Annotated in this window: 18 protein-coding genes; 10 read left to right on the top strand and 8 right to left on the bottom strand. The window is 38.4% G+C overall.

Annotated features, from left to right (window positions below; translation table 11 throughout):
- Positions 1–80 precede the first annotated feature (80 nt).
- From msrA to NO991_RS05780, 4 genes are all read left to right on the top strand, one after another.
- On the top strand, positions 81–1,358 hold the full coding sequence (gene msrA, locus NO991_RS05765) for a peptide-methionine (S)-S-oxide reductase MsrA (protein ID WP_054553784.1): 1,278 nt from the start codon (positions 81–83) through the stop codon (positions 1,356–1,358).
- 276 nt (positions 1,359–1,634) lie between these two features.
- A complete protein-coding gene (locus NO991_RS05770; RefSeq protein WP_294408583.1) occupies positions 1,635–3,041 on the top strand; it encodes a hypothetical protein in 1,407 nt (468 codons plus the stop codon).
- Complete coding sequence (locus NO991_RS05775) at positions 3,038–4,366, top strand: glycosyltransferase (RefSeq protein WP_371351757.1); 1,329 nt, start codon at positions 3,038–3,040, stop codon at positions 4,364–4,366. Before NO991_RS05770 ends, NO991_RS05775 begins: the two co-directional genes overlap by 4 nt.
- Before the next feature lie 14 nt (positions 4,367–4,380).
- A complete protein-coding gene (locus NO991_RS05780) occupies positions 4,381–5,469 on the top strand; it encodes an HlyD family secretion protein (protein ID WP_371351758.1) in 1,089 nt (362 codons plus the stop codon).
- Between the two features lie 66 nt (positions 5,470–5,535).
- On the opposite strand, the gene NO991_RS05785 is transcribed toward NO991_RS05780, so the two are convergent.
- Positions 5,536–5,955 carry a hypothetical protein gene (locus tag NO991_RS05785; RefSeq protein ID WP_054553788.1) on the bottom strand — a complete coding sequence of 140 codons (420 nt, stop codon included), beginning with the start codon at positions 5,953–5,955 and terminating at the stop codon, positions 5,536–5,538.
- Positions 5,956–6,391: 436 nt separating this feature from the next.
- Here NO991_RS05785 and NO991_RS05790 point away from each other — a divergent pair, with 436 nt between their 5' ends.
- From NO991_RS05790 to NO991_RS05800, 3 genes are all read left to right on the top strand, one after another.
- Positions 6,392–6,826 carry a GNAT family N-acetyltransferase gene (locus tag NO991_RS05790; RefSeq protein ID WP_138619488.1) on the top strand — a complete coding sequence of 145 codons (435 nt, stop codon included), beginning with the start codon at positions 6,392–6,394 and terminating at the stop codon, positions 6,824–6,826.
- A gap of 107 nt (positions 6,827–6,933) precedes the next feature.
- Positions 6,934–7,470, top strand: coding sequence for a hypothetical protein (locus tag NO991_RS05795; RefSeq protein WP_300416873.1), 537 nt, complete (start codon positions 6,934–6,936; stop codon positions 7,468–7,470).
- A gap of 63 nt (positions 7,471–7,533) precedes the next feature.
- On the top strand, positions 7,534–8,451 hold the full coding sequence (locus NO991_RS05800; RefSeq protein ID WP_300416871.1) for a DUF5700 domain-containing putative Zn-dependent protease: 918 nt from the start codon (positions 7,534–7,536) through the stop codon (positions 8,449–8,451).
- A gap of 69 nt (positions 8,452–8,520) precedes the next feature.
- Here NO991_RS05800 and NO991_RS05805 read toward each other — a convergent pair whose 3' ends face one another.
- Positions 8,521–8,943 carry a hypothetical protein gene (locus NO991_RS05805; RefSeq protein ID WP_166340183.1) on the bottom strand — a complete coding sequence of 141 codons (423 nt, stop codon included), beginning with the start codon at positions 8,941–8,943 and terminating at the stop codon, positions 8,521–8,523.
- A gap of 300 nt (positions 8,944–9,243) precedes the next feature.
- On the opposite strand from NO991_RS05805, the gene NO991_RS05810 reads away from it, so the two are divergent.
- From NO991_RS05810 to NO991_RS05820, 3 genes are all read left to right on the top strand, one after another.
- On the top strand, positions 9,244–9,477 hold the full coding sequence (locus NO991_RS05810) for a hypothetical protein (RefSeq protein WP_300416867.1): 234 nt from the start codon (positions 9,244–9,246) through the stop codon (positions 9,475–9,477).
- A gap of 108 nt (positions 9,478–9,585) precedes the next feature.
- The gene (locus NO991_RS05815; protein ID WP_300579909.1) at positions 9,586–10,038 is read left to right on the top strand and encodes a hypothetical protein; all 453 of its coding nucleotides are present in this window, start codon (positions 9,586–9,588) and stop codon (positions 10,036–10,038) included.
- Positions 10,039–10,136: 98 nt separating this feature from the next.
- Positions 10,137–10,484, top strand: coding sequence for a hypothetical protein (locus NO991_RS05820; RefSeq protein WP_371351759.1), 348 nt, complete (start codon positions 10,137–10,139; stop codon positions 10,482–10,484).
- Positions 10,485–10,529: 45 nt separating this feature from the next.
- Here the strand turns inward: NO991_RS05820 and NO991_RS05825 are convergent, their stop codons facing one another.
- From NO991_RS05825 to NO991_RS05850, 6 genes are all read right to left on the bottom strand, one after another.
- Complete coding sequence (locus tag NO991_RS05825; protein ID WP_054553795.1) at positions 10,530–11,408, bottom strand: LysR family transcriptional regulator; 879 nt, start codon at positions 11,406–11,408, stop codon at positions 10,530–10,532.
- Between the two features lie 388 nt (positions 11,409–11,796).
- Positions 11,797–12,453, bottom strand: a complete 657-nt coding sequence (locus NO991_RS05830) for a 3-oxoacid CoA-transferase subunit B (RefSeq protein ID WP_054553796.1) — start codon at positions 12,451–12,453, stop codon at positions 11,797–11,799.
- 11 nt (positions 12,454–12,464) lie between these two features.
- The gene (locus NO991_RS05835) at positions 12,465–13,163 is read right to left on the bottom strand and encodes a CoA transferase subunit A (protein ID WP_054553797.1); all 699 of its coding nucleotides are present in this window, start codon (positions 13,161–13,163) and stop codon (positions 12,465–12,467) included.
- An 11-nt stretch (positions 13,164–13,174) separates the two neighbouring features.
- Complete coding sequence (locus tag NO991_RS05840; protein WP_371351760.1) at positions 13,175–14,080, bottom strand: hydroxymethylglutaryl-CoA lyase; 906 nt, start codon at positions 14,078–14,080, stop codon at positions 13,175–13,177.
- Positions 14,080–16,044: an acetyl-CoA carboxylase biotin carboxylase subunit gene (locus tag NO991_RS05845; RefSeq protein WP_371351762.1), complete on the bottom strand. Its 1,965-nt coding sequence runs from the start codon at positions 16,042–16,044 to the stop codon at positions 14,080–14,082. Before NO991_RS05845 ends, NO991_RS05840 begins: the two co-directional genes overlap by 1 nt.
- Before the next feature lie 8 nt (positions 16,045–16,052).
- Positions 16,053–16,823 (bottom strand): enoyl-CoA hydratase/isomerase family protein, encoded by a 771-nt coding sequence (locus tag NO991_RS05850; protein ID WP_371351763.1) that lies wholly within the window; start codon positions 16,821–16,823, stop codon positions 16,053–16,055.

Below are 16,823 nucleotides of genomic sequence, written 5' to 3' on the forward strand. Positions count from 1 at the left end.
TGTTTGCATGCGTTTAAGTTGAAATTATTAATACCTATACGCGGTCTGTCTTAAATACAGGCTTTTAAGAGGAAATTAGTATGACAATTAAGTCGATGTTACTGACACTATTCACTTGCAGTGCCATTTTTACCACCAGCCCAATTAAAGCTGAAACAATGCCAGATAACGCAACAGGGCATATTGAAACCATTGTGCTAGGTTCAGGTTGTTTTTGGGGAGCAGAAAAACGTTACGAAGCACTTGATGGCGTGTTGGATGCGGTATCTGGCTATGCCGATGGGCATGGTTTTAAAGCGACCTACAAGAACATAACACGTAGCTCGCGACGCTTTGATAAAAACAATTATGCAGAAGTTGTTAAAGTGACATACAACAGCAACGAGTTAACAACACAATCACTGTTAATGCATTATTTTGAAAATCATGATCCAACCCAGCTAAATCGCCAAGGTAATGATATTGGCACTCAATACCGCTCAACAATTTTGGTAAGTAATAATGAGCAACTCGAGGTTGCTAATACACTTAAAGATGAATACCAAAGTAAATTAACCGCAGCAGGCTACGGCAAGATTGTGACTGTGATAAAACCGCTTGACGCATTTTATTCTGCAGAGGATTATCACCAAGATTATTTAAAGAAAAACCCGAATGGCTATTGCCCTGATCATTCAACGGGCGTTGTATTCACACCAGTAGAAAAACAGCAGGTTGATAACACAGCCTTATTGGCAGGTAAGCAAATTGTAGTGATAGATGCTAAAGGTTATTGCCCATACTGTGAAAAGTTTAAAAAAGAGGTCGCTAATGAGTACATGGGGACAATTCCTATGACTTTCCGACATGCTGATCAACTTGATGGTTTAACGATTAAAACGCCGACTTGGGCAACACCCACGTTATTATTTATAGAAAATGGCGAAGAGGTTTATGGTCGCCAAGGCTATGTCAGTAAAGGTGAGTTTTACAAAGCCTTAGGCGCATTTAAACTAGGTGACAGTGAAGCCTTTAGAGTTGCATTTCATGCCAGAACTGACAGCCCATTTTGTAAGCAGTACGATATCTTTAAAAATACACCCGACGGTATTTTTATTGATAAGCTAAGTGGAGCGCCGCTTTTTGATACCCGAGATAGATTTAACTCAGGCACTGGCTGGCTTTCATTTACACATCCAGTTAAAGACAGTGTAACTATGCATGAAGACAACAGTTATGGCATGCAGCGTATTGAGCTTAAATCAAAAAGCTCTGGTATTCATTTAGGTCATTTGTTCCCTGGTGAAGGGCCAAGAGGTAAAGACAGGTACTGCATTAATGCAACAGTGCTTGATTTTGTGCCAAGAGATGAAACTTAAGAAGTTAGAACTTATTTATAGCCAGCTTTCAGAGCTGGCTTTTATATTAAAAGCTACCTCATACAATTCTTTATTAACATAAAGTTTATATTTCAATTAATAACAATAAAATATTATTTTAAATATAGATTTCAATCATACCTTCTTATTTTTATAAGCTATTGACTAGTTAATTTAAACCATAAATTACCAGTTATATGAAAAGTCTGATCGTACCTTATATAAAAACAGTTTAAAATGCGGTATGAATACAACAGTTCATTTCATGGAGGGTAAATGAATAAACAGCAATTAAATGATATTTCGTTACAAAAAATTTGGATTGGTGAGCTTAAGGATATTGATTTTTTAGTTTACGGACACGAATTCACAGTATTTAACGACGTAGAGCACTTTTTTTCCGGTTTTGAAGCTCAATCTCATTTTCCACTTATTGTTTTTGCTGACAACATTGTAAACCAAGGCGAAGCGCTCAAGAAAATCCGTAAGCACGAACTGTTATGGCAAAGCTGTATTTTGGTAAATACGCCTTGTTATTTATCAGAAGCTCTTGCAAATGGTCTTTTTAATAAACAAAGTGATGATTTTTATAACTCCGTAATAACGCGCGCAACTAGTTTAAATCTAAGTCTTAATTTAGTCGACTCAGCTTTAACTAAGCTTTTGTCTTTTATGTGGATTTATAAAGGTAATAGCTTGTTACCTGTTCATGATTTAAGCATTAATAGTGTTTATTATTATCCGCTTTTAGAGTGTTTCGGGGTTAACACTAAAGATGCGATGTCATGGTTGTCGAGTATCCATAGAAGAAAACTCTTACAGACAGATAAGTTAATCGACCGTGTTCGCTACTGTAGACACTGCCAATCAGGGCACTTAAATTATGTTGATTCATGCCCAAGTTGTCAAAGTATTGATATTGCCAGTGTATCTAGTTTGCACTGTTTTAACTGTGGTCATGTAAATGGCGAATCTAAATTTAAAGAGGGTATCGGGCTAAGCTGCCCTAATTGCCATACAAAATTGAGACACATTGGCGTTGACTATGATCGCCCAATAGAAAATCAGAAATGTAACCAATGCCATACTAGCTTTGTAGATGCTGACGTTATTGCTAAATGCTTCCACTGTCAGACCAGTAATCAAGTTGATGAGTTAATAGTACAGAACATTCATAGTTACAACATATCAATGGAAGGTAAAAGTTTAATTAGACTTGGTGAGCGTTTTGACAATTTTAATTTAACCAGCACTGACTCTATTAACTATTCACATTTTGAATGGGTGGTTAAGTGGCAAAACCAACTTGCCGTAAGGCACCAGCAAACACACTCAATAGTTAAGATAGAGTTAAAAAACCTCGCGCAATTTATTGCAGAAAATGGTGAAGCACGTGCTATTCAATTAATAGACGAATTTGAGAGCAGAATTAACGAGAGTATCAGGACCACGGATATTTGCTGTTTAGCAGGAGAGCATACATTACTTTTAATGTTACCTAATACAACAATTGAACATTTATCCTTTGTTTATCAAAAATTAAAAGGGATTTCTTTACTCAATAAAAATAGCGATTTCTCACTTTCGATTAAAGGCATTCCACTTCCATCAAAAGAAATGCCAGATGAAATAGGTGTTTGGCTTGAGCAACAATTTGCAGCTCAGCAGGAGAGTGTTTTATGAGTACGCTAAGCACTTTAATACATATTACTGAACGAATTATGTTTTATGTACAAAGTAATGTATTAGTTCTAGTAAAATTTATTCCTTTATACCTTATCTATGAGTTGCCGCTATTTTTAATAATCACGTTTGGCATAATTAAATGGACTAAAGAAAAGACACGTATAAACAATACTAAATTATTTTATTTACCAAAAGTTAGCTGTGTTATTACTTGTTATGCAGAAGGGGATGCAGTTAAAGAAACCATTCAGTCACTCGTTGAACAAACTTACCCAGGTAAAATTGAAATTATTGCTGTAATAGATGGTGCTGTTCAAAATAACCACACTTACCATGTAGCTAAAGAATGTAAGCAGTTATTTAAACGCAAAAATCGTGAGATTGTTTTATTGCCAAAATGGCAGCGGGGAGGGCGAGTTTCAACTTTAAACGCAGGCTTATCCTATGCTAAAGGTGAAATTATCGTCAATGTTGATGCGGATACTTCATTTGACAATGATATGATGGCAAATTTAGTCAGGTTATTTGAAGACCCTAATGTACCTGCTGTGGGAGGTGCTTTAAGAGTTCGTAATGTGAATAAAACTTTATGGACTAGAATGCAAGCAATCGAATACTTAATATCGATGCAGGGTGGTAAAACTGGATTAGCTCAATGTAATTTAATTAACAACATTTCAGGTGCATTTGGTGCATTTAGACGTGATTTCTTAAAACAAATAGGAGGTTGGGATACTCATACTGCAGAAGATTTAGATCTAACAGTTCGTATCAAACAGTATTTTAAACGCTACCCTAATTTAAAAATACCTTACGCGACTGCGTCGATTGCACATACAGACGCACCTCAATCATTTAAAGAGCTTGTCTTGCAAAGATTACGTTGGGACGGGGACTTGCTGTTTTTATATTTGCGTAAACATTGGCCAGCTTTTTCTCCTAAGCTTTTAGGCTGGAAGAATTTTTTGTTTACACTTTTTTATGGTTACTTGCAAAACGTTATGTTGCCATTTGTCATTTTTGTGTATTTTGTTGGGGTTGCTATTATTTATCCTTGGCAATTCTCACTAGCATTAATATTCGTCATTTATGCCTTATACCTTCTAACTATCGGCTATTTTTATTTGTTAGTTTTAGTTAGTGTTTCAGAAAGGCCTAAGCAAGATTTTACACTATTCCTCTGGTTACCTCTCTATCCCATCTATGCATTTATAATGCGCCTAGTATGTTGCTTTGCGCTGGTTAATGAAGTATTCCGGCGGTCGCATGAAGAGTCTAGTATGGCACCTTGGTGGGTGCTTAAACGTGGTCAAAAATTTTAGATTAAGGGAATAATATGAAATTGCATTTTAATAGCACTGCAAAGGTCAACAATCCGAATGAAGAAAAAGGAATTAAAGTTCCATATGCTGGAGCAAAAAGAACATCACATAAATTACGCTGGTATTTTTTAATTCTGATTGCATTGAGCCCTATTTGTATTGTCGCATGGATTTATTTAGTGCCACAACTTAAGGTTGAAGCTGTTGGTATCATTACGACTGAACCGCTTCTGATTAAAGCTCCAAGTAAAGGAACTATTGAATTTGTTGACGTTAACCTTGGTGATTCTGTGATGAAAGATGAAATATTGCTCACATTATATAACCCTGAATTGACAGGGCAGTATCAAGAAGTTGACCGACAAATATTAAATCTAACTCAACAACAGATACCATTTAGCAAAACAATTATGACGCAGCTAGAACAAAGAAAGCGAGTCGCAAAAGAAGGCGTTGAAAGGCAGCAAGAATTACTTAATACGTATAAAGATTATAAAAGCCGCGGAATAGTCCCCGTTTCTGATTTAGCAAGCGCAATAGCTGCTTTTAACAGTGCTCAATTAAGTTACGAACAGACAAAAGTTGATATCTTGCGTGAGAAAGAGCGGCAAGAAATGGAACGCTTGTATGGATTAAAGGGGCAACGCTATCAAGATCTTTCAATTGAATTTGCAAAGTTGTCTGCACTGCAACAAAACCTTGTTGTTAAAACTCCGTTTTCGGGAAATATTAACGATATCTTTGTGCAAGATGGTCAGTTTGTAGATCAAAACTCACCATTATTTTCAGTAGATACCGGCAGAGAACTAAGAGTTCATGCTTATCTTGCACCAAAATTTTTGGAGTATTCAAAAATAGGTCAAAAAGCGACTGTAAAACTTCCAAATGGTAAAAAATTTGATGCTGTAATTAATGAATATACAGAGCTTACAAGTAAGTTACCCCCGCAGCTTTCAGGTCCATTCGAAGGCGAAAAAGCCGCTTTAAAACTTATTTTGCAAGTAGATATTCCAGCAGAATACCATATAGAAGGATTACCTGTAGAAATTCAATTTGATCGCATCACAATGAAGGGGATGTCAGATTTATTTGCAAAACATTAAATAAAAAAAGCCCGGTCAGAACACACAAGAACCGGGCTTTCGACAACAATTTGGTTGGGGGAACTGTTACAGCGCTAGGTTTTGTTTTGCGCGACTTAAGTTGTGATTAACAAGTTCATTTTTAGAAATTTGCACCGCTTCATAAAAGTCAGAAAGTGCAGCAGTATCTTTTTCAGACATGATGCGGGCAACACCACGGTTACTAAGTGCAAACGAAGTTAATTCGCGGCGTTTGTAACCAGGTACCTTACTTGTACTTAGAAGAGAAATTGCTTGTGTACACAGGCTTTCCGCTTCTGAAAAATTCTTTTCTTTAACGCTTAATGCACAGCGGTTGAAGGCAGTTTCGTATTGGCTAGTTGCATTATCGTTCGTTTGAGCTTGCTCAATAACCATCAGTTTATAATCAGCTTGTTTGGCTACTGCCATCGCTGAGCAAGTTAATAAAGAGCTAAGTGCAATAGTGGTTACAAGTGTTTTTAACATGATAGTTTTCCTCTGAATAAGTTGGTGTTTCTTGCCAACGAGTGAACTTTAAAATATTCCCATAAGCTAAACAAACGATTAAATTAAAACTGATAGATGAAGAAATTTAATCTATAGGGTAATTACTCAGGTTTCGGAATTTTACTGTGATGTAGAGGAGGTGAAGTTGTTTTATTCCTGTATTGAAAGTAACAAATTAGCTGAGTTGAGTGCTGATAAATTTAATGCTGTCTCTTATATAGAAATGTTATTTGGGTCCGTAAATTGTGGTTTAAAATATATTTAGGTCAAAGGGGCACAGTCTTAATGTTTGGACAGTAGCAATTGGTTAGTAACTTTGTTAAAACTAAACATCTTAAATAACAAGAGTTTATTGTGGTACGCAGACTAGCAATAAATTCATAATTATCATGATAAACCGTAAGAAGGAATACTGGTGCAAGGATATAGAATTAGCACAAATAAAACTGATCTCGATTTTGAAGTAATTTACGGTTTTATTTCAAAAAGCTACTGGGCGTCCGGAATACCAAAGCAGACGCTAGAAACTGCCATTTCAAACTCTTTTTGTTTTGGAGTCTATGACAGCTATGATTCTCAAGTAGGTTTTGCCCGCCTTATAACAGATAAAGCAACATTTGCTTATCTTTCCGATGTATTCATAGTAGAAAGCCATCGAGGTAAAGGTTTGAGCAAGTGGCTTGTTGAGAGCATAGTATCTCACCCCGAGCTTCAAGGTTTGAGACGTATGGTATTGGCAACAAAAGATGCGCATGGTTTGTACGCGCAATATGGTTTTCAACCAATTGAAAATCCAGAGATGTTTATGCAAATTTGGAATCCAAATGTTTATCATGAGCTAGAGAAATAACGACAATTTAAAGGTTACATGGAATCAAATACTTTCAGTTCGTGGTGAACTTGCGTTTGATTGCAGTGTTATCTTATACAGGCATTAGCAAATTTAAGGACAGAATTATGAAAACAGGACTCTCATCAATCGGGTTTTTAATTATATCAAATGTAAGCTTTGCTGACTGTAAAGTTGAGCTTGAAGAAAGGTTAAAAGACGATTTGAGCCTAACATACCAACAATTTGATCAGACGTACGATGCCGGTTTTAGATTGTTAGAAAAATCAGGTTGCCATGCTGAAGCTGCCATTCTGATAAAACGTTATATCTCTCATAATAATTCAAATGAAAGCTCATTAACTTGGCATTTAGCTCAAATGGAAGGGTTAGCGGGTGACTATCAACAAGCGGTTTTTCACGCTAAAAAAGTATTGGATCCCGATGAAAAGCTAAGTGGTTCAAAAATGTATTGGAATGACTTTGTGTTAGGGAACATCGCTTTTTGGAATAAAGACAAAGCAAAACTAAAACAACACATAGCAAATATTGAAAAGGGGCAAAGCTTTAAACCTAACCAGATAAATCTGAACTACTTGAATCAGTTACTCAAACATTTTGATTTAAGTTACAAACAGGCATTGTCTGAGCAACCAACCACTTAGACATGAATTATCGAATCTTCAACATATTCGACTTTATCCTAACAAATAATTCTGACTATAATTATGCAAATATTCTCTAAATTTCTTCTACTCTCTATCTTCCTATTTGGTGTGCTTTCATTTAATGCGCTTGCTAACAAGCAGTCAGCTGATTTTGAAGTCATTAATCTCGCTGATGATTTTTATACTTTATATCAGTCAAGCAAGACGTTGACTGCAGAAAATAGAGCCGAGCAGTTTTCTCAACATTTCACATCTCAATTTGCGCCTTTTTATAGTGATAAAAGCTTTGTTAAAGCTATTGAGGGTTTCAGTGGAATAGAAGAAGTATATTTTTCAAAAAATAGACGTTTATCTAAAGAGTTAAACAGCAGTATGGAATCATTTATTGCTACTTTCCCTGATTTCAAATCTGAAACCCCCATTTACATACTTCACTCATTAGGAAGGTTCAATGGGGCAACGCGAGAGTTAAATGGTAAGACTTACTTAATGTTTGGTGTAGACCTTATGGCCAAATATCATACCTGGAAAAACGATACGCCATTCTTTCATCACGAGTTATTTCACGTTTATCATGAAAAGTTATTTCAATGTAAGGATGAGCTATGGTGCTCTATTTGGACTGAGGGATTAGCTACTTACGTTTCACATAAATTAACTCCGTCAGCCAGTGATGATGAATTGATGCTAAACATACCTAGCAATTTGGTGAAAAAGATTCGCTCAAGGCAGCTCGATTCTTTCGTTGACCTTAAGAAAAAGTTTTACTCAAAAAAAACTGAAATATATTCTTCATTTTTCAACTTCGTAAAGGACGAGACAAAGCTGCCATACCGAAGAGGTTATTACCTAGGTTATATTTTAGCGAAAGAAATTGGCAAAAATTACAGCTTAGAGCAATTGGCTAATATGGATAAAAAGACAGTAGAGAGCCTATTGCTAAAAGAACTTGATTTATTGATAAAAGCGGAAGACTAAAAAACGAAACAGTTAAACGACAAAACCCAGCCGAAGCTGGGTTTTGTGAAAACACAATTTTGTGAGAACTTATAATGCTAAGTTCTTTTTCGCACGCGTTAAGTTGTGCTCTACTAACTCGTTACCTGAAATTTGTACTGCTTCGTAAAAGTCAGACAATGCAGCAGTGTCGTTTTCAGACATGATTCGAGCTACACCGCGGTTGCTTAATGCAAATGAGGTTAATTCACGACGTTTGTAAGCAGGTACCTTGCTCTTGCTAAGCAAGCTGATTGCTTTAGAGCAAAGTGTTTCAGCTTCTGTAAAATTCTTTGCTTGAACACTTAATGCGCATTGGTTAAATGCTAGTTCGTATTGGCGATTTGTTTCTACTGTTGCTTGTGTAGATTGATCAATAACCATTAATTTGTAGTCACTTTGATCAGCCACTGCCATAGCTGAACAAGTTAATAATGAGCTAACTGCAACGCGTTTCATAAGTGTACTAAACATAATCATTTCCTCTATTTGAGTCGGTATCAATCGCCGACAAATGAACTTTAATTGAACACTGCAAATTCAACAAACGATAAAAAATGACCTAATAGATGAAGAAATTTAACCTATAGACTTTAGTCTAATGTAATGAATTAGAATTAAAGGGGAAGCTTGAAGTTAGATAGAGGAAGCTTTTCGTTATTTGATCTTATGCCGATTGCTGAAATTGGCTTTAGCTATCAATTAACAATTTAACGGTTTAAAAAACGTACATAAGGACCCATTAATCTTAAGTCACCTATTGATGGATTGAAAATGGACTTACTTACACTTTTACTTATAGTTATCGTTGCTTTTGTTAGCCTAGTTATAGCCTTTATCATTTTGTCCCATATGGTACGTTGGGCTAAAAAAATGCCAAAAAGCGCTTATCTTTTTATGGCTTTATTTCCGCTTATCTCATTATTTCCGATACCGCCGCCCGTGTTCGAAAACGTTGCTAAAGCAAAGCATGAGCAACGTAAAAAACAAAAGCAAGATGATAAATAATCATAGGTAGGGAGAGCCATAAATTAAACAAATAGTTGTTTATTAATGGCTAAATCGGTACTTTAAGGTGATATATAGTTGTTAAATAGGTAAAAAATAAAAAAGACTATGAAGCTTAAACTTGCGTGTTTATTACTATGCCCATTCGTTGCCAATGCAGCTGAAGATAAAGTGGCTGTTTATCTTAATTTTGAGCAAGCTTATTTGAGCAACGATGTATCTTTGTTTGCGCCATTATTAAGTAAAAACTATACGATTAAACAAACATTGCATATTCCTGGGCTAGGGTCAGATACTCTACCTGTTACTAAAGCACAGTTACTTGAAGGCATGAAGCAAAATCCTAAGCCTAGTTCATTACCGCGTTCAAAAGCTGAATCAGTCAAAGTAGAAACAATTTCAAAACAGCAATTCTGTGCACGTTCACAAACTTTAGATCAAGTCGTAGTAGCAGGTAAAAACTACGAAGAGAAGGAACTAAGAAAAGCGTGTTTTAAACACGAAAATAACAGCTATGAAGCTATATCACATACCATTGATGTGTATTATCGAGAGCTTTGATAGAGAAAGTTAACATTCTGAAGTTTCCGTGTATCAAATAAACGTACTAACTGATATTAATTACGGACAAACCCTATAAATGAGATAAGGAAATAAATATGAAAAAACAGTTAGGTTTAGTAGCAGGCGTATTTTTAGCATCAACAAGTTGTTTCGCAGCTGATAGCTTTCAAGTTGAAACATCTGTTTATAAAGCGAATGAGCTACTAGCATCGCCAGTAATGCTGGTGGAAGAGAAACAACCTGCGACCATCTCTATAGGTGAGGGGTTTAGCTATGAAGTTACAGTGATACCACAACAAAATAATACGGCAGCTGTAGAAACATCAATCACACTCGCTGGCAGCTATTTTACACCTTCTTTTGTTGTGGAATATGGTAAACAAGCGTCTTTCGAAATAGGTGAAAACAAAGTGAGTATCTTAGTCACCAAATCTAAAAGCTAATTTAAAGATAAATGACCCTCAACAAAATTGAGGGTCTTTAATCTTTTATTTTAGATGTTTGAAAGTATCAAGCATCCATTTTATAAATAGCTCTAATTGTGCATTAGTTTCACTAGGATCGTGTTGCACTAAGTAATATTTATCTTTCGTTTTTAATGGCATATCGGTGAAATTAAATAACCATTGTTCATCAAACCAAGTCTGACTGATAGGCAAGGGGATTAGGGCAATACCCATACCCTGTTGTGCCGCACGTGCCACACCAAACATACTATCAACCTGAATAATTTGTTTTGGTGCAAAGTCATCAATACCAGCATGCTCTGCCCATTGGTGCCAAGCCCAAGGACGTGCTTTATGAAGTATAAGAGGAACTTCATTTAAAGCCTGAAACGGGTTTTCTTGCCATGCTTGCCAGTTTTCTTTATTGCAAGCTGGTGTATACGATAGCGAAAATAGCTCATGTACAACGCCTTCGTGCGGTTTAGATGAAGACAATACAATCGACAAATCGCTTTGCTTAGTCAGCTCTTTACGCGTTTTTAAGGTATTAAGCTGTAAGTTTGTATTTGGGTGCTCACTGGTCCATTCGCTCAGTTTTGGCATTAAAAGCTCACTGGCGAAAAACTCAGGTAACGTAATACTGATCGTAACGTTCTCTTGTAACTGACTAAACTCATTGATGGTTTTTTCTAGCGCTTTAATAAGCGGTGATACAGAGTCATAAAAATTCTTCCCCGCAGCAGTTAGGCGGATAGAGCGGGTTTGACGTTCAAATAGTTCAATACCCAATTGTTCTTCTAATTGTTTGATCTGATGGCTTACGGCAGACGGTGTAAGGTAAAGCTGGTTTGCTGCATCTTTAAAGCTAAGGGTGCGTGCAGCAAAACAAAATGAGCGTAGGCCACGAATAGGTGTTTGCATAGTTAATTTCAGTAAGTCTCAATAGCGCTTGTTAGTTAATTAACTGCTAAGCAATTATTATCCCAAAATGTAAAAAAATAGAGAGTAAAGAATGAATATAGCTAACTCTTGCCATATTGTATAAAAAACAGCCTTTAATCGCTCGTTTAATCTATGTTTAGGCAAATGTTTAGTAAAAAAGTGATCTTAGCAGTTTTAGCTATTTCGTCATAGTCTCAGTATTAGATACTGCCAATTCACTAAAGCAGGGCATTTTATACTATTTATGTGACAAAATGGTGCGGCGAAAGGCTGACTTTAGATAAAAAAAATCCCTCTTGCGAGGGATTTTGGGTAACTCAGCGCCATTGGCACTGGGAATGAGGTCGGTACATGGGATGTGAGTGGTTTAAAAAACCATCTCTGGAACATCACCTTCAACAAGCAATTTGCCTGCCGTTTTGCTAATAATTTCATCTACCGACACGCCTGGAGCGCGTTCGATTAGATGAAATGCGCCGTCTTTAACTTCTAGTACGGCTAAATCAGTTACGATTTTCTTTACACAGTTAACCCCAGTTAGCGGTAAAGTGCAACTTTCTAATAACTTAGAGTCGCCATGCTTGCTTGCATGAGTCATCGTAACAATAATATTCTTCGCGCCAGCAACGAGGTCCATCGCGCCACCCATGCCTTTAATTAGCTTTTTTGGGATCATCCACGATGCGATGTTACCGTTCTGGTCAACTTCAAATGCACCTAATACTGTTAAGTCTACATGACCACCCCGTATCATGGCAAAACTATCTGCACTATTAAATATTGCTGCACCTGTGGCTGCTGTCACGGTTTCTTTACCCGCGTTGATCATATCTGCATCAACTTGGTCTTTGGTTGGGTACGCACCCATGCCTAATAAGCCATTTTCAGACTGCAACATAACTTCGATACCGTCAGGTACATAGTTAGCAACCAGAGTAGGGATACCAATACCTAGGTTTACGTAATAGCCATCTTGTAGTTCTTGTGCAACACGCATTGCAACTTGTTCACGTGATAATGCCATTTTATCGCTCCTTAATCGCGAGTTGTTACACGTTCAATGCGTTTTTCAAAGTCGCCTTTGATCACGCGATTAACATAAATACCTGGGGTATGAATTTGGCTTGGCTCAAGTTCACCTGGCTCAACAATCTCTTCAACTTCAGCAACGGTAATTTTACCTGCTGTCGCGGCCATCGGATTGAAGTTCATAGCTGTGTGGCGAAATACAAGATTACCGTAGCGGTCGGCTTTCCATGCTTTAACAATGGCAAACTCACCTGTAATTGACTCTTCTAAGATATATGGGCGACCATCAAATTCTTTAACTTCTTTGCCTTCGGCTACAGGCGTGCCGTAACCTGTAGCTGTATAGAACGCAGGAATACCAGCACCACCGGCGCGCATCTTCTCAGCGAGTGTACCTTGTGGTGTTAAAACAACATCAATTTCACCATCGAGTAGTTGTTTTTCGAAAAGCGCATTTTCACCCACATAAGAAGCGATGATTTTTTTAATTTGCTTGTCGTGAAGTAAAACACCTAAACCAAAATCGTCGACACCGCAGTTATTCGAAACAACAGTTAGATTTTTAGTCTGTTTACGCTTAATTTCACTGATAAGTCCCTCAGGAATACCACACAAGCCAAAGCCACCAGCGATAATTGTATCGCCATCTTTTAAACCTTCCATTGCAGCTTCATAACTTGAAACCACTTTATCGAAACCGGCCATGAGCCTACTCCTTAATTATTCTGAGTGTTCTTTAGAGCAAGTGATACCTTGCTGACAGGTTGTTTATTTAGTGCACTGCAAATAGCCCAACCAGCTTTCGCCAGTCTTTCTAAATCAATTCCATGCTCTATGCCAAGTCCTTGCAGTAAGTAAACTACATCTTCAGTGGCAACATTTCCTGACGCGCCTTTGGCATAAGGGCAGCCACCAAGGCCTGCAACAGCACTGTCAACCGTTGCTATACCGCGGCTTAGGGCGGTGTAAATATTTGTGAGCGCTTGTCCGTAGGTGTCGTGAAAATGTACAGCGAGTTTTGATTTATCAATATGTTGCAAGAGTAAATCTAATAACTCATCGACTTTTTTCGCCGTACCTACACCAATGGTGTCGCCAAGGCTAATTTCGTAACAACCAAGCTCGAGTAATCGCTCTGATACTTTTAATACATCATTGTAGTCGACATCACCTTGATATGGACAACCCATGACACAGCTAACATAACCTCTAACACGAATGTTATTCGCTTTGGCAAAATCCATTACATCTTTAAAGCGGTCAATACTTTCATCAATAGAGCAGTTAATGTTCTTTTGACAAAACGCTTCACTTGCCGCTGTAAAGATTGCAAATTCTTGTATGCCGACTTGTTTTGCCGCCTCTGCACCGCGTAAATTCGGGGTGAGGGCACTTAAGTTAACATTAGGCAAATTTAACGCGCTAATTACATCGCCTGAGTCAGCCATTTGTGGCACCCATTTAGGTGACACAAAGGCGCCTGCTTCAATATCTTTAAGCCCAGCATCTGCTAGTGCGTTGATGAGAGCGACTTTATCTTGAGTGCTAACGGCGGCTTCATTTTGCAAGCCGTCTCTGGCGCCAACTTCTACAATGCGAACAAAATCAGGAAAATGTGCCATTACGCCTCCGGCTCTTCAACAATGGCGAGCATATCACCGTGGCTCACCAATTCACCTTCAGCAAAGCAATAGCTCGTTAATACACCATCATGCGGGGCATTAAGCGTGTATTCCATTTTCATCGCTTCAATGATGACAACAGCGTCACCTTTAGCGACAGTAGTACCTACCTCAACTAAATGTTTAACAACAGTACCATTGAGTGGTGCAGCAAGTGGTAGTGCATCACTTTCGTGTTCACTAATATAGTGCTTATCAATCAGTTCTAGCACCGTTTGCTGTGCTTTGTACATCACTGTAATGTGAGAGTCTGTTTGATTAATATGAGCTACAACTTTTTCGCCATTAACGACTAGGTTTGAAAGGCCATTTTCAACCTTGCCCGAGGTTGTATAGTCAACCCCATCTAAGCTGATTTTAAAGCCATCTGAGGTCTTAACAGCATGAACGTTAAAATCTACAAACGGAATTGTTGTTTTAGGGTCACTGTTTAGCATAAAGCCTGTTAATTGTTGCCATGGGCTGCTGCTTTCACCTTTTAGTTGATGTGCATACGCATAGGCTGCCACAACGGTCGCAATAACAGACTGTTGCTCGTTTTTAGCAACAAGGCGCTCACCTTGGTCTTCAATAAAGTGCGTATCGGGTGCACCTGCTTGAAAAGTAGCGTGGTTAGCAAGGTTATGTAAGAAATTAACGTTACAGCTAAAACCTGCTAGGTGGAATTGCTCTAGTGCTTTTGCTAAACGCCCAAGCGCTGCCTCACGGTTATCGTCATGCACAATTAATTTAGCAATCATAGGATCGTAGAACGGGCTAATTTCATCACCCGCTGCAATCCCTGTATCTATACGTACAAATTCAGATTCGTTCGGTGTGAATAGGGCGTCAATGTGGCCAGAACACGGAATAAAGTCATTACTTGGATCTTCTGCATAAATACGCGCTTCAAAGCTGTGACCTTGTAGCTGAATATCTGCTTGGCTAAGTGGTAATGCTTCACCTGCCGCAATATTGATTTGCCAATTCACCAAATCAACACCGGTTACCATTTCTGTTACTGGGTGCTCTACTTGTAAACGGGTGTTCATTTCCATGAAGAAGAATTCATCACCGCATAATAAAAACTCAACCGTACCTGCACCGCGATAGTTAATCGCTTGGGCACAACGTACCGCAGCTTCACCCATTTCTTTACGAAGTGCATCAGATAAACCCGGAGCAGGGGCTTCTTCAATTACTTTTTGGTGACGACGCTGTAAAGAGCAGTCACGGTCACCTAAGTACACACAGTTACCATGGCTATCGGCAAAAACTTGTACTTCAACATGGCGCGGTTTGGTGACATAGCGCTCTAACAGCACTAAATCGTTACCAAAACCAGCTTTAGCTTCACGTTTTGCGCCTTCAAGTGCACTGATAAAATCTTTTGCGTGTTCAACAACTCGCATACCTTTACCACCGCCACCAAAGGCCGCTTTAATCAGTACCGGGTAACCAATTTTTTCAGCTTCGGCTTGTAAGAACTCAGTATCTTGGTTGTCACCATAGTAACCAGGCACTAAAGGTACATTTGCTTGGTGCATTATTTCTTTAGCGCGGGTTTTTGAACCCATGGCTTCAATGCTTGATGCTGGCGGGCCAATAAAGGCGATATCATTTTTCTCACACGCGAGCGCAAAGTCACAGTTCTCAGATAAAAAACCATAACCTGGGTGAATACAATCAACACCTGCTTGTTTTGCCACATCGATGATTTTGTCTGCTACTAAGTACGAATCTTTACTTGGCGCAGGGCCAATGTGATACGCCTCATCAGCAAGCTTTACGTGCTGAGCATGTTTATCAGCATCTGAGTACACTGCAACCGTAGTTAAGCCCATTTGCTTTGCTGTACGCATAACTCGGCAGGCAATTTCACCACGGTTGGCAACGAGAATTTTTTTCAATGATTTTGTTGTCATAATGGTTCCTATTTCTGCCAGTTAGGGGCACGTTTTTCAAAAAAAGCAGTTAGGCCTTCTTGGCCTTCTTCAGATACACGAATGCGAGCAATGCGCTCAGCGGTTAACTCAATCAGTGCATCATCTATTACGTTGCCAGCGACATCATTGATTAGCTGTTTTGCTGCTTTAACAGCAACAGGACCATTGTTGATAAGGTTTTGTAAGTGTTTGTCGAGTGCTGTTTGTAAATCGCCAGTGATCTGGTGAATTAAACCCAGTTGCTTGGCTGTATGCGCGTCAAAAATCTCTGCCGTTAAAAAATAACGACGTGCAGCGCGCTCACCAATAGCTTTAATGACATAAGGGCTGATAACCGCAGGAATAAGACCAAGCTTTACTTCACTTAAGCAAAACTGTGCATCGTCTTGGCAAATTGCGATATCACAACACGCAATCAAGCCTAACGCACCACCAAATGCAGCACCTTGTACGGCACAAATTGTTGGATGCGGACTGGTAGCCAGGACTTTCATAAGCTTTGCTAGCTGCATAGAATCCGCTAAGTTCTCTGCAAAGTCATTGCCAGCCATCGACTTCATCCAGTTTAAATCAGCGCCAGCAGAGAAGTGCTTACCTTCGGTTTTTAAAACCAGTGCGCGCACATCGCAACTGTTTGCGTGTTCAATTAAACGGATCAGCTCACTGATGACTTCTTCGTTAAATGCATTGTGTTTTTCAGGGCGACTTAGTACCAGTACAGCCACATTTGATTTTGTTATTTCGAGTGTTACTGACAT

Source organism: Pseudoalteromonas sp. DY56-GL22 (assembly GCF_041414715.1).
Lineage (GTDB): Bacteria > Pseudomonadota > Gammaproteobacteria > Enterobacterales > Alteromonadaceae > Pseudoalteromonas > Pseudoalteromonas simplex.

Coding starts and splice junctions, on each gene's coding strand:
- msrA (WP_054553784.1), top strand. CDS start 81: ATGACAATTAAGTCGATGTTACTGACACTATTCACTTGCAGTGCCATT.
- NO991_RS05770 (WP_294408583.1), top strand. CDS start 1,635: ATGAATAAACAGCAATTAAATGATATTTCGTTACAAAAAATTTGGATT.
- NO991_RS05775 (WP_371351757.1), top strand. CDS start 3,038: ATGAGTACGCTAAGCACTTTAATACATATTACTGAACGAATTATGTTT.
- NO991_RS05780 (WP_371351758.1), top strand. CDS start 4,381: ATGAAATTGCATTTTAATAGCACTGCAAAGGTCAACAATCCGAATGAA.
- NO991_RS05785 (WP_054553788.1), bottom strand. CDS start 5,955: ATGTTAAAAACACTTGTAACCACTATTGCACTTAGCTCTTTATTAACT.
- NO991_RS05795 (WP_300416873.1), top strand. CDS start 6,934: ATGAAAACAGGACTCTCATCAATCGGGTTTTTAATTATATCAAATGTA.
- NO991_RS05800 (WP_300416871.1), top strand. CDS start 7,534: ATGCAAATATTCTCTAAATTTCTTCTACTCTCTATCTTCCTATTTGGT.
- NO991_RS05805 (WP_166340183.1), bottom strand. CDS start 8,943: ATGTTTAGTACACTTATGAAACGCGTTGCAGTTAGCTCATTATTAACT.
- NO991_RS05810 (WP_300416867.1), top strand. CDS start 9,244: ATGGACTTACTTACACTTTTACTTATAGTTATCGTTGCTTTTGTTAGC.
- NO991_RS05815 (WP_300579909.1), top strand. CDS start 9,586: ATGAAGCTTAAACTTGCGTGTTTATTACTATGCCCATTCGTTGCCAAT.
- NO991_RS05820 (WP_371351759.1), top strand. CDS start 10,137: ATGAAAAAACAGTTAGGTTTAGTAGCAGGCGTATTTTTAGCATCAACA.
- NO991_RS05825 (WP_054553795.1), bottom strand. CDS start 11,408: ATGCAAACACCTATTCGTGGCCTACGCTCATTTTGTTTTGCTGCACGC.
- NO991_RS05830 (WP_054553796.1), bottom strand. CDS start 12,453: ATGGCATTATCACGTGAACAAGTTGCAATGCGTGTTGCACAAGAACTA.
- NO991_RS05835 (WP_054553797.1), bottom strand. CDS start 13,163: ATGGCCGGTTTCGATAAAGTGGTTTCAAGTTATGAAGCTGCAATGGAA.
- NO991_RS05840 (WP_371351760.1), bottom strand. CDS start 14,080: ATGGCACATTTTCCTGATTTTGTTCGCATTGTAGAAGTTGGCGCCAGA.
- NO991_RS05845 (WP_371351762.1), bottom strand. CDS start 16,044: ATGACAACAAAATCATTGAAAAAAATTCTCGTTGCCAACCGTGGTGAA.
- NO991_RS05850 (WP_371351763.1), bottom strand. CDS start 16,823: ATGTCAGTAACACTCGAAATAACAAAATCAAATGTGGCTGTACTGGTA.